An 11624-nucleotide genomic window follows, 5' to 3' on the forward strand; every position below is an offset into this window, starting at 1 on the left:
AGAGAACGGGTTACTGTTGTTACTCAATCCACCCTCACACCACCTGCGACAACACCAAGCCCCCGTAAGCAAACGCGGCCAGGATCACCAGCGCCGGGTGGATCTTGCGGATGTTCATGGCCCAGAAAGCGACGGCGGCGATGCCGAGGGATTGCAGGAGGCCGATGGAGATGACGGAGCTTTGGCCGATCTGCCAGGTCAGAGTCAGCATCATGATGGCGATGACCGGCTGGACCAGCAGGGTCATGCCTTTGACCACGGGCGACGTGCGGTATTTCTGCAGCAAATTCAGCAGCCAGATGAGCGCTACCGCGGAAGGGATGACCGTCGCCGCGAGGGCGAGAGTCATGCCCATCCAGCCGGATACGCCATACCCGACAAAAGCGGCAATTTTGGTGGCGATCGGCCCGGGAAGCGCGTTGCCAAGGGCAAGCATGTTGGAGAATTCCGGGTCGGTCAGCCAGCCGTGATTCGTGACGATTTCCTTATACATGAGGGGGATCGAAGCAGGGCCGCCGCCATACCCGAGAACGTTGGAGACAAAAAAGCTGACCAGCAGCTGCAGCCATTCTTCCATCAGGCGGACCCCTCCTTATCCCGTCTTTGTTTTTTGAGTTTGGCTACGGTTCTAAAATGCACGGTGCCATAAGCAAGGAACAGCATAATGACGAGGGCCGGATGGAGCTGGAAACGCTCTAGCAGGAGAAACGACACCACGAAAAATCCGATCCCGGCGTAAATGCCAAGTCCCTTTACAGCCTTCTCGCCGAATTCGTAAGCCATCGTGCCCAGCATGACGGCAATGACCGGCGTAACGCCGGCAATCATGCCCGCCACCACTTTGGAGCTGCTGAGGAATGTCACGGCCGACAGCAGCGCGATCATCGCAATGCTGGTTGGCAGGATATGCGCGAGAACGGCAGCTATAGCACCAGGCACCCCTTTTTTCCGGTAACCGAGATAGGCGGCCATCTTCGTGGCAATCGGGCCCGGGAGCGCGTTGGCCAGCGCGAGTACCTCTCCGAATTCATCGTCGCTGAGCCAGTGGTAACGAACGACGGCCTCGTGACGGATCAACGGAATAACCGAAGGTCCGCCGCCGTAGCCGAGTATGCCAGTTCGGAACATGCCGAACATTAATTCCATGTATGGGTTGCTAGTTTTATCAGGCAAGGTATGAGTCCTTTCTGTCGAGAGAGTTAGAGTCGGATGCCCATTCGGCTTTTATAGCGCTTGATCAAGATCTGCGTGTCCACACTCGTAATGCCCGGAAGCGGGTAAAGCTTCTCATTTAAAAACATTTCCATTTCCTTATGATTGGTAAAAAGTCCGTGCATATGCAGTTTACTTGGACCGGTCATATGATACAGGCTTGTTACATACGGCTCGTTCTCCAAAGTATCCGCCACCTGCTGCAAATATTTGGGCTCCACCTCCACATTAAAAAAAGCGGACACCGAAATTCCCACTTTCTCCGGATTAATGACGGCCGCGAAGCGCTCAATGACGCCTTCATCGAGCAGCGCATTGACCCTGGCCTGTACGGCAACGCGGGACAATCCGATCTCCTTGGCCAAATCCGTGTACGAGATTCGCCCGTTCTTGCCGAGGATCGCAATGATTTTGCGGTCCGTATCATCAATCATGAGAGATGAGTTCTCGCCGGCAGCGTGAATATTCATGGGTTGCAGCTCCTTTTGTTTACTTATATGTAGAATTTCCTCATGTAATTATTACAAAACGTAATTAATATTCAATGTACACTTACGATACGTTTAAATATATAAGCAAATTACGATGTTTTCAATATAATTTGCGAATATTGAAACTTTTTCTCGGCATTTCAAGTCTAAGGCTATGGGTAGTGCTGAAAGAGCTGACTGGTTAGCATCCAGGCTGGATTCTATTAAATGGTTCGTTTGATATAAATACCCTTTTCTATCAAATTATGATAGGATAAACATGGTAAATGACTAGCTTCTTAGAAGTTCTTATTTGGAAAGGCGGCATGTATATGAAGAGATTATTTTACCTCATTCTGGTTATTGTTATGCTCATTCCGGCGAGTATGGTCTCGGCGGCAGGCACGGATGGTAAAGAGACTCAGAGCAAGGTCCAGGAGACTAATGATAAAGCGGGCACAACCATCCAGGCCAAGTCGAAGAGTAAACCGATAGATCTTGTTTTTGTAGGTGATATTCTGTTAGACGGATACGTGGGGAACCAGATTGATAGATTCGGGAACCTATACCCGTTTAAGAAGGTGGCCCCCATCTTGAAAGAGGCGGATATGGCATTTGCCAACCTGGAGACGCCGGTCTCCATTCGCGGCAAGGCTGCGGATAAAACCTTTGCCTTCCGTTCGAAGCCGGACACGCTCAAGGGCTTGGTATACGCGGGAATCGACGGCGTAACGCTGGCGAACAACCACATCCTGGACTATGGCCAGCAGGCCATGCTGGACACGATTACCCATCTGAAGCGCCAGAAGATCGGATATACCGGAGCGGGGCGAAATATTGACGAGGCCTTCCAGCCTTACGTGAAGAGCATTGACGGAAAGAAAATTGCGGTGCTGGGCGTCAGCCGGGTGCTGTCAGACAATTCCTGGATCGCGGGCAAGAACCATCCGGGCGCTGCTTCCGCTTACACGATGGAGCCGATGCTGAGCCATATCAAGAAATCGGCAAAAACAAATGATTACACAATCGTGTACATCCACTGGAACGAGGAATTCGCTGACTATCCGGAAGAATATGCGCGCACGATGGCGAAGAAGTTGATCGACGCCGGTGCCGACATCATTATCGGATCGCACAGCCATACGTTGATGGGCATCGAATATTACAAGAACAAGCCGATTTATTATTCGCTCGGGAACTTCGTGTTCAACCGCTCGACTCGGGGCGGGGATAAAACCTTGCTGTCGATGATGGTGCATGTTGAGATTCAGGGCTCCAAGATCACGAGCCGGGTTACGCCGGTGAAGATTATTCAAGGCCAACCGAATCTGATGGACAAGAAGTACAACAAAGAGATCATCGCGAAACTGAACAAACTCTCCTACAATGCAAAGATTGATGCCAACGGCAACGTCAGCAAAAAATAATAGGGAATGTTGAAAACAACGGCGGCTATATGCTGCGGTTGTTTTTTGTGTGCTGTTAAGTTCACCTTAAAAATAAGTCGGAACCTGGCAGAAAGGCGTTTGTTTTTATTCCCCGTATTCGACAAAAGCTCCGCTTACGTCATCCGACCGGAAATTCCTGCCGAAAAAATAAAATAAAATTTTACAAAATATATTGTAAATTGAAATAAAATTTCAATATGATGAAGAGAGAGAAGACGAGTTAATTTCGGTCGCCCGAGCGGTAATTACGGATCGGCAGCATACTTTTTTGCAGCCCTTCCAGCTAATTACTGAATGTAAAGCCGATAGCGGCAGAGTTAACTTCGTCTTAACACAGATTGGAGGTGGATTTAACAAGCCAGCGTTATACTCCCGAGTAGGTCTTTCGTTCATGAGCGGACTTACAACCGAGAGGAACCAGAGTCCAAGCAGAGAGAAGGAGGAATTCATGTACATGTTAAGGAGCAAAAAGAGAATATCATCGCTGCTCAGCGGAGTGATGTTTCTATCGCTGCTGTTTCCCGCAGGACAAGCTGCTGCCGCGGATCCAGCTGCCGCCGCGTCATCGATTATGGATATGCGGCAGATGGAGATCGGGCCGGGGGCTACATATACGTGGGCGAATATGCAAAAGGGCAGCGGCGAGCAGAAGGTCCACATGGTGGAGTTCAACCCATCGCAGGGGAATCTGGAGCTTCAGCCTGGTCTCACGGACGGCAAGGTATACGGCATGCAGGGAGTCAGCAAAATGGCGTCCGATGCCGACAAGGCAGGCAATCGCGTCATCGCGGCGGTAAACGGAGATTTCTATGATATGTCCACCGGCATTCCGCTCGGATTGTTCATGGGGGACGGGGAGCTGTTGACGGATCCGCCCAGCGGCCGGAACGCCTTTGGCATTAAGCAGGACGGAACGAGCCTGTACGGCAGTCCGAAATTAACGAAAAACGTGACGATAGGCGGAACGGTCAGCAGCCTGTCCTCTATCAACCGTCTAAGAGGGACGGACGCACTTGTCCTTTATACCGAAAAATTCAATGCCACCACGATGACCAATAATCTTGGCGACGAGGTCATTCTGGATATCGTGAGCGGCAGGGTCGCCAGCGGGGAGACCTTGACGATGAAGGTGGCTTCCGTTCTTAAGGACCAGGGGAACTCGCCGATTGGCCAAGGTCAAGTGGTTCTGTCCGCTTCGGGCTCGCAGCGGAACAAGCTTGCCGGGTTGAAGGCAGGGGATGAAGTGACGGCGAGTTTTCAGCTGGATAACGAATGGCGGGACGTCACGATGGCGATTGGCGGTACCGTGATGCTGGTCAAGGATGGCGTCGTGCAGCAGCATACCGATCCGGCTGTACACCCGAGAACGGTGGTGGGCAGCAAAGCGGACGGCTCCGTTGTGCTGTTCGAGGTTGATGGCCGCCAGCCGGGGTTCAGTGAAGGGCTTACCTACATCGAGCTTGGCGAAATGCTGCAGGAGCTTGGCGTAGTGAACGCACTGAACCTGGACGGAGGCGGTTCGGCCACCTTCGTTGCCCGCCTGCCGGGAGAAACGGAGCGCAAAGTGCTCAACTCGCCGTCGGACGGCGGGGAACGCAAAACGGCCAACGGCATTTTACTGGTGAACAAGGCGCCAGAAGGAGCAGCGAATAAACTTGTCGTTGCACCGACGCTGGAAAGAGTGCTGACTGGTTCATCCGCTACCTTCAAAACGGCGGCCGTGGATCAGAATCTGCATCCGGCGAATATGACGGAGGCCGCGGTTTGGAGCGTTGACCCAGCCTATGGGACAATCGACGCCACCGGGACGTTTAAGGCAGGCAACCAACCTGGATTGACCGAGGTATCCGTACAATCCGGTAATCTGACGGGAAAAGCCGCATTGGAAGTTGTTGATGAGCTGAACGAGCTCAAGTTCTCGGACGCGGTGAAGACATTCTCTTCCGGCTCGACCGAGACGCTCAAGGTCACGGCGCTTCGCAATGGTCAAGTGGTACAGGCCGACAATAGCCGTTTAGAGTGGCGTTCTGAAGGCGATATCGGGACGATTGACGGCAACGGGACGTTTACCGCTACGGACAAGCAGGACGTCAGCGGCAAAATCTTCGTGAAGTACGGTCAAATCGAGACCTCAATCGAAGTGAACGTCGGTCTTCCGCCGGTCATGCTCGAGGATTTCGAGAACGGTCTTAGCCGATACAAACCAAGCGCCGGTGCACGGTTCAAGTCGACCAAGGTATCCATTGAAACCGATGAGACCTATATTCGTTCCGGGAATGGCGCATTGAAGCTGGAGTACGATTTTACCGGAACGACAGGCACCTCCGGCGCTTATCTCGAGACGACAGGCGCCGCGGACTATATCGAAATTCCGGGCTATCCGGAGAAAATCAGCATGTGGGTGTACGGGGATGGCAACACGCACTGGCTTCGTGCCCAACTGCGTGACAGCAAAGGCACAATCGGGCTCGATTTTACCGATCAGACAACCGGCGTCGACTTCAAGGGATGGAAGTATCTCGAGGCGTCCGTACCCAAAGGAAGAACCCTTCCGCTGATGATGGACGCACCTGTACGATATATGGAAACAAATAACGCGAAAAAAGACGCCGGTGCCATCTACGTGGACGAAATTCGCGCATTGTACGGTCCGGCCAATGACGATATCGATCCACCGGTTCTGAAGAGATTCTCGCCGGCTGACGGTGCGGAGATTACAGAGAACACGCCGACCATTACCGTGTATGCCGAGGATGCAGGCTATGATCCTGTCGCACACCCGGGAACGACGCTGATTGATCCGGACAAAATCCGATTCTATCTGGATGGAAGTCTGGTGCAGCATACCCTGTATCCGCCGGAAGGAAGAATCCATTACACGCCGAGCGTTCCGCTCGCCGATGGCGTTCATCAAGCAAAAGTCACCGTCCGAGATCTGTCGGGCAACCAAACGACCAAGGAATGGAACTTCATCGTAAATACCGGCTCAGCCAAGGTGGTGTACGATACGCCGGATACGATCTATGTTGGCGGCAGTTACACGCTGGATATCGGCGGTGTGAAGACATCCCAAATTCGCAGCGGCCATGTCGATTTCCAATTCGATCCCACCAAAGTGGAGAATTTGGAGCTCATACCAGGGGACAAGCTGAGTGCATCCCAGGTTAGCGCAAGCATCGAGGGTACAACAGGAAAGGTAAGAGTGACTTGGAAGGACATCCATACCGCATCGTTGCAGGATACGGATTGGATCGGCCAGATCCGGTATGACGTGAAAAAGAACGCAGCCGGCAGCAGTATCATAGCGCTCACGTCCGGAGCGGTATCCTTCACCGATACGGGCAATACCGAATTTTCGTTCTATGGCCTTCCGATCGAATCGCAGATCGCAGCGCATTATGCGCTGAGCTGGAATAAGGATGGTATCGTAGAGGGATACGAAACGGTGTTCGAAGTGACCGATGCCCATGGTCAGCCTGTGGAAGGCGTCCAGATCATGGCTGACGCGGCAGCGATAGGCACAACGGATGCGGCGGGTATCCTGAAGACCGGGGCACTGACGTCCCAGGTCAAGACGTATACCGTGCAGGCCGTGAAGAACAATCAATATAGTCCGGCCTTGGAGTTTAAGGTTTCGCCGCTGGCTGGAAGTCCTACTCCGTTTAACATCAGCGTGGGCATGGGCGAAGATCCAACCACGTCGCGGATGCTGAACTGGCATACGGACCCGGCGACGGATGGGACTGTCGTGGAATTGGCCAAGCGGTCCGAATTTACGGATTTCGATGCGCCGAACGTCCAGAAGTTCAATGGTGCCAGCGAGCTGTACCATACTTTGGATCTCGGCACGGTCCGCGTCCATAAAGCGACGGCGTCTGGCCTTGAGCCGGGCACAGAATATGTGTACCGTGTGGGTGATGGCCAAGGCCATTACAGTGCCCAAGGCTCGTTTAAAACGACAGATCTTGCGGGAGACACAACGAAATTCCTGTATTTTGCGGATTCCCAGGCCTCCACCGCCAAAGAGTTTGAGCTGTGGGGGAATACGATCGATAAGGCCGCAGCAGAGCATCCGGACGCCGAATTCATGGTCCATGCCGGGGATATGGTGGACAAGGGCTTCCTGGAGGAGCAGTGGAACTATTGGTTCGATGAAGCCCAGAAGCATTTCCTGAATACAACGTTAGTGTCGGCCATCGGCAACCATGAAGTGATGGGGAATAAGGAGAACGGGGATTTCCTGGCTCACTTTAACCAGCCGGGCAATGGCTTGGACAGCCTGAAGGGAACCAACTTCTCTTTTGATTACAAGGATGTTCATTTCATTATGCTGAACAGCGAGTATCAGCTGGAGGATCAGAAGAAGTGGCTTCAGCAGGATCTGGCTAACAATACTAAGGAATGGACCATCGCGATGTTCCACCGCGGGCCTTACGGCAGCATCTACGATTCCGCCGAGGTACGCAGCCTGTGGGCGCCGGTACTAGAGGAATTCGGCGTGGATCTCGTGTTAAACGGACATGATCATATTTATATTCGTTCCTACCCGATGATGAACAACCAGATTGCCGCGGAAGGGAAGGGCACGACCTACGTCGTGGCGGGATCGTCAGGCCCTAAATTCTACTCCCACACGGAGCGGGGCTGGCATGAGGTGGTCGACGAAGAGAAGACTCAAATGTATGCCTCCGTGGAAGTGAAAGGAGACGAGCTTCATTTCGTAACCAAAACGGTTGGCGGACGCGTCGTGGACGAGTTTACGCTGACGAAATCGGAAACGAAGCCGGAGCCGCAGCGGATTGAAGTAACTCCAAACCAGCTGACGCTAGCTGTAGGCGAGAGCCAAAAGTTACTGGCTGATGTGAAGCCGAGCGGTGCGGAACGAACCGTTGTGTGGTCCGTCTACCATTCCGAACCGTCGAATGACGTCGTCAGCGTATCCGCAGACGGCATCGTGACAGCTCAAGGTCTGGGCAGCGCGGTGGTAAGAGCGATCAGCACGGTTGCACCGGACGTCTACACAGACGTGAAGATTACGGTGGACCGAATTCCGAACGGCAGCATCGAATCGATCCTCTTAAGCGGCAAATCCGAGCTGAAGGTCGGGGATGCCGACCAGACGGTAACAGAGGCGGTATATACCGACGGCAGCCGTATCCGTTTAATCGAAGGCATTACCTATGCGAGCAGTAAGACGGACGTAGCTTCCATTGATGAACAGGGCTCGGTACGGGCTTTGGCGGTAGGGGCGACCGTTATTTCGGCAACCTACGAAGGATTCAAATCGGAGTACGCTTTGAGAGTAGTCGCCCGTGGCGGGGGGAATCCTGATCCGGGACCGGAGCCGCCGGTAGACCCGCCCGTGCAGCCGCCGGTAACACCACCGGTTACGCCTCCAGTAACGCCGCCGGTAACACCGCCGGTAACGCCGCCTGTTAGACCACCGTCAGGCAGCATCACCCTATCGGCCAGCGAGCTTGCAGCTAAACTGTCGAACGGGCAAGTGATCTTGTCGGTGGACGGAAACTTTACGGATATCACGCTGCCAGGGAATGCAGCAGACATACTCAAGGATGGTTCAATCCGTCTCGAAGCGAAGAATTTGTCCCTAACGATACCTGCCGAAGTGCTTCGTCAGCTGGGCGGTCTTGCAAATGCTGGGCAGCTTGAGAATGGCGCGATAAAACTGAGTGCCTCCACGTTATCGGATGCGGAGATGAAGGAGCGAATCACGCAAGCTGCCCGCGTCTCCGGCGCTAAGCTGACAGCAGCCGGAGCCATGCTGGAGTTCCAGCTTCAATTAACGACAGCGGATGGCAAAGTTCACAGCTTAACGGAATTCGATCATCCGATCATGTTAGAACTGCCGTTAACTTCAGATGTTAATGGCAAAAGAATCTCCATGTACTATTTATCCGGCAGCGGAGAGCTGGAGTATATCGGCGGTGTAAACAAAGACGGCCGCATGGCCGCGGGAATCCGCCATTTCAGCGCTTATGGTTTGCTGGATTACGAGAAAACTTTTGCGGATGTTCCATCTTCGTTCTGGGCTGCGGAAGTTATCGGCGATTTGGCTGCGAAGCAGCTTATCGAAGGCGTCAGCGCGGACCGCTTCGCACCGGCCCAGCAAGTGACCCGGGCTGAATTTGCCGCGATGCTGGTTCGTCTGCTGGATCTTAAGGCAGAAGGACCTGCACCGTTTGCCGATGTGGATTCAAGCAAATGGTACGCCAAGGCCGTGTCAGCAGCTGCCCAGTCCGGCATCGTGAACGGAACCGGCAAAGACAGCTTTACGCCCGACGCACCGATCAAGCGCCAGGAAATGGCGGCGATGCTGGTGCGTGCTTATGCCCACGCGATGAAACTGCAGCAGGAGAGCATCAGCGCGGGAAGCGGATTTACCGATCTCGCCGAGTCCCCGGACTGGGTTCGGGAAGCGGTAGAAACCGCGCATGCCCTCGGTTTTGTTCAGGGCCATACGCCGAGCCGCTTTGAACCGGATGGCCTGACCACGCGTGCGGAAAGCGCGCAGGTCATTTATAATCTGCTGAATAAGCTGAAGTAAATTCTAGAAGGCAGAATACCGCTTCTCTTCTCCTGTAGACCATCACAGTGGAAGAGAGGCGGTTTCTTTTTTTAGACTAACCGCGGTCTACCTTCATGGCATATACGTCGAAAGACATTTTTCTTACAGGTTAAAGAATGGCGGAAGTTCCGATATAATGATTACATGGTCAATGAGTGAATGTAAATCGGAGTAATGGCTAATCTGGTAACCGGGAAGAGGGGAAGAGGGGAAGAGGATGACGGAATACGCGAACACGCCGAAGCCGCCGTATTATGCCTGCATTTTTGTGTCCAAGCGTACAGAGGGTGACCGGGGTTATGGGGCGATGGCCGATAAAATGGCAGAGCTCGCAGCGCAGCAGCCCGGCTATTTGGGGGTGGAGTCTGCTCGGGATGAGGGTCTCGGGATCACGGTATCGTACTGGGATTCCCTGGAGGCCATTCGTTTATGGAAGGAAAATGCCGCACATCAGGTAGCACAGGAACGGGGCAAGAACGAGTGGTATGAAAGCTTTGGCTTGCGAATTTGCAAGGTGGAGAGGGATAGCTTCTACAAGCTTTAGGCAAGGCCAATCAAGGAAGAGGATGGGGAGGAATAATGATGATGCAGAATCCGGGCAAGATCAGATGGGGAATTATGGGGACAGGCTGGATTGCGGAGCAGTTTGCAGCCGATCTGGCGTATGTGGAGAACGCTCAGTTTGTGGCCGTAGGCTCACGTACGGCGAGCAGTGCAGGTGAGTTTGCGTCCAAATATGATATACCGCGGGCTTATGGCAGTTACGAGGAACTCGTGAAGGATCCCGATATTGACGTTGTGTACATAGCGACTCCGCATCCGCTGCACCGGGATCATGCCTTAATGTGTCTTCAGGCCGGCAAAGCCGTCCTGTGCGAGAAACCCTTTACGATTAACGGGGATGAACTGGAGGAATTAGTGGCGGCTGCACGGGAGCAGAAGCTGTTCCTGATGGAGGCCATGTGGACGCGTTTCCTTACGCCGATCCGGCAGGTGCGCGAATGGCTGAACGATGGACTTATCGGCGACGTTCGGCTCGTGAAGGCCGATTTTGGTTTTCGGAGCGGCTGGAATCCGCAGGGCCGTTTGCTGAATTTGGAGCTTGGCGGCGGCGCGCTGCTGGATGCGGGTATTTATCCGGTATCGTTTGCATCCATGATTTTCGGAACCGAGCCGGAGAAGATATGGAGTACCGCGCATATCGGCGAAACGGGCGTCGATGAGCAGTTCTCGGTTATTCTATCTTATGAATCCGGGAAGACCGCTTCATTAAACGGGGCGATCCGCCTAGGATTGACGAATGAAGCTTATATTTATGGTACAAACGGGTATATTCACATTCCGTCCTTCCTGAATGCAACATCCGCTTCGCTTCATGTTGATGGCGAGGAACCGGTGGTTGTTACGGATGATCGTCAGGAAAAAGGGTATAGCTTCGAGGCTTACGAAGTGGGGCAGTGTCTGCTGGAAGGGCGGCTGGAGAGCGACGTGATGCCGCTTGATGAGTCGCTTGCGATTATGAGGCTGCTGGATCAGATCCGGGGGCAGTGGGGCCTGAAGTATCCTTCGGAAGGTTAAGCCGTGACGCTAATTATCGGACTTTTTGAATACGTGAACTGAATGAATTATGAAGCCGATACGGGGGATTGTCCCGTGTTGGCTTCTTTTTTGTGTTTGCTACGGCATGGGCAGCTTAAATTCCTGCCTGATTTATAAAATTATATTTTATTAAAACTATTGAAATTTGAAATAAAATTTCAATATGATAGAGATAGAGATGAACATGTATGTACAGACCATCACGAACATCTACTCCAGCAGATCGACAGGAGGTGAGCTGCAGCCGATTTCGCTTGGAATTGGACTTCAGTTTGGATAGCAAGCACTCATACTAAAGGGAGTGAATTC

The 11624-nt window shown here is 53.1% G+C and carries 7 protein-coding genes; 4 read left to right on the top strand and 3 right to left on the bottom strand.

Annotation, left to right across the window (positions count from 1 at the left end; genetic code table 11):
• Window positions 1-34 precede the first annotated feature (34 nt).
• From MKX98_RS07035 to MKX98_RS07045, 3 genes are read right to left on the bottom strand one after another with little or no spacing between them, the layout of a single operon-like run.
• The gene (locus MKX98_RS07035; protein ID WP_194541307.1) at window positions 35-577 is read right to left on the bottom strand and encodes a chromate transporter; all 543 of its coding nucleotides are present in this window, start codon (window positions 575-577) and stop codon (window positions 35-37) included.
• Window positions 577-1146: a chromate transporter gene (locus MKX98_RS07040; RefSeq protein ID WP_194541308.1), complete on the bottom strand. Its 570-nt coding sequence runs from the start codon at window positions 1144-1146 to the stop codon at window positions 577-579. The genes MKX98_RS07035 and MKX98_RS07040 overlap by 1 nt, the downstream gene beginning before the upstream one ends.
• Before the next feature lie 53 nt (window positions 1147-1199).
• The gene (locus MKX98_RS07045) at window positions 1200-1682 is read right to left on the bottom strand and encodes an Lrp/AsnC family transcriptional regulator (protein WP_339222271.1); all 483 of its coding nucleotides are present in this window, start codon (window positions 1680-1682) and stop codon (window positions 1200-1202) included.
• A 332-nt stretch (window positions 1683-2014) separates the two neighbouring features.
• Between MKX98_RS07045 and MKX98_RS07050 the strand changes: the two genes are divergently transcribed.
• From MKX98_RS07050 to MKX98_RS07065, 4 genes are all read left to right on the top strand, one after another.
• A complete protein-coding gene (locus tag MKX98_RS07050; protein WP_339222273.1) occupies window positions 2015-3109 on the top strand; it encodes a CapA family protein in 1095 nt (364 codons plus the stop codon).
• A gap of 469 nt (window positions 3110-3578) precedes the next feature.
• A complete protein-coding gene (locus tag MKX98_RS07055) occupies window positions 3579-9695 on the top strand; it encodes a phosphodiester glycosidase family protein (RefSeq protein WP_339222275.1) in 6117 nt (2038 codons plus the stop codon).
• Window positions 9696-9933: 238 nt separating this feature from the next.
• A complete protein-coding gene (locus MKX98_RS07060) occupies window positions 9934-10260 on the top strand; it encodes an antibiotic biosynthesis monooxygenase (RefSeq protein WP_339222277.1) in 327 nt (108 codons plus the stop codon).
• 38 nt (window positions 10261-10298) lie between these two features.
• The gene (locus tag MKX98_RS07065) at window positions 10299-11294 is read left to right on the top strand and encodes a Gfo/Idh/MocA family oxidoreductase (RefSeq protein ID WP_220686281.1); all 996 of its coding nucleotides are present in this window, start codon (window positions 10299-10301) and stop codon (window positions 11292-11294) included.
• Window positions 11295-11624 lie beyond the last annotated feature (330 nt).

It is taken from the genome of Paenibacillus sp. FSL W7-1332, assembly GCF_037969785.1.
Classification (GTDB): Bacteria; Bacillota; Bacilli; order Paenibacillales; family Paenibacillaceae; genus Paenibacillus_AQ.

Excerpts from the sequence above, each read along its gene's own strand:
- MKX98_RS07065 (WP_220686281.1), top strand. The coding sequence starts at position 10,299 with ATGATGCAGAATCCGGGCAAGATCAGATGGGGAATTATGGGGACAGGC.
- MKX98_RS07060 (WP_339222277.1), top strand. The coding sequence starts at position 9,934 with ATGACGGAATACGCGAACACGCCGAAGCCGCCGTATTATGCCTGCATT.
- MKX98_RS07045 (WP_339222271.1), bottom strand. The coding sequence starts at position 1,682 with ATGAATATTCACGCTGCCGGCGAGAACTCATCTCTCATGATTGATGAT.
- MKX98_RS07040 (WP_194541308.1), bottom strand. The coding sequence starts at position 1,146 with ATGGAATTAATGTTCGGCATGTTCCGAACTGGCATACTCGGCTACGGC.
- MKX98_RS07050 (WP_339222273.1), top strand. The coding sequence starts at position 2,015 with ATGAAGAGATTATTTTACCTCATTCTGGTTATTGTTATGCTCATTCCG.
- MKX98_RS07035 (WP_194541307.1), bottom strand. The coding sequence starts at position 577 with ATGGAAGAATGGCTGCAGCTGCTGGTCAGCTTTTTTGTCTCCAACGTT.
- MKX98_RS07055 (WP_339222275.1), top strand. The coding sequence starts at position 3,579 with ATGTACATGTTAAGGAGCAAAAAGAGAATATCATCGCTGCTCAGCGGA.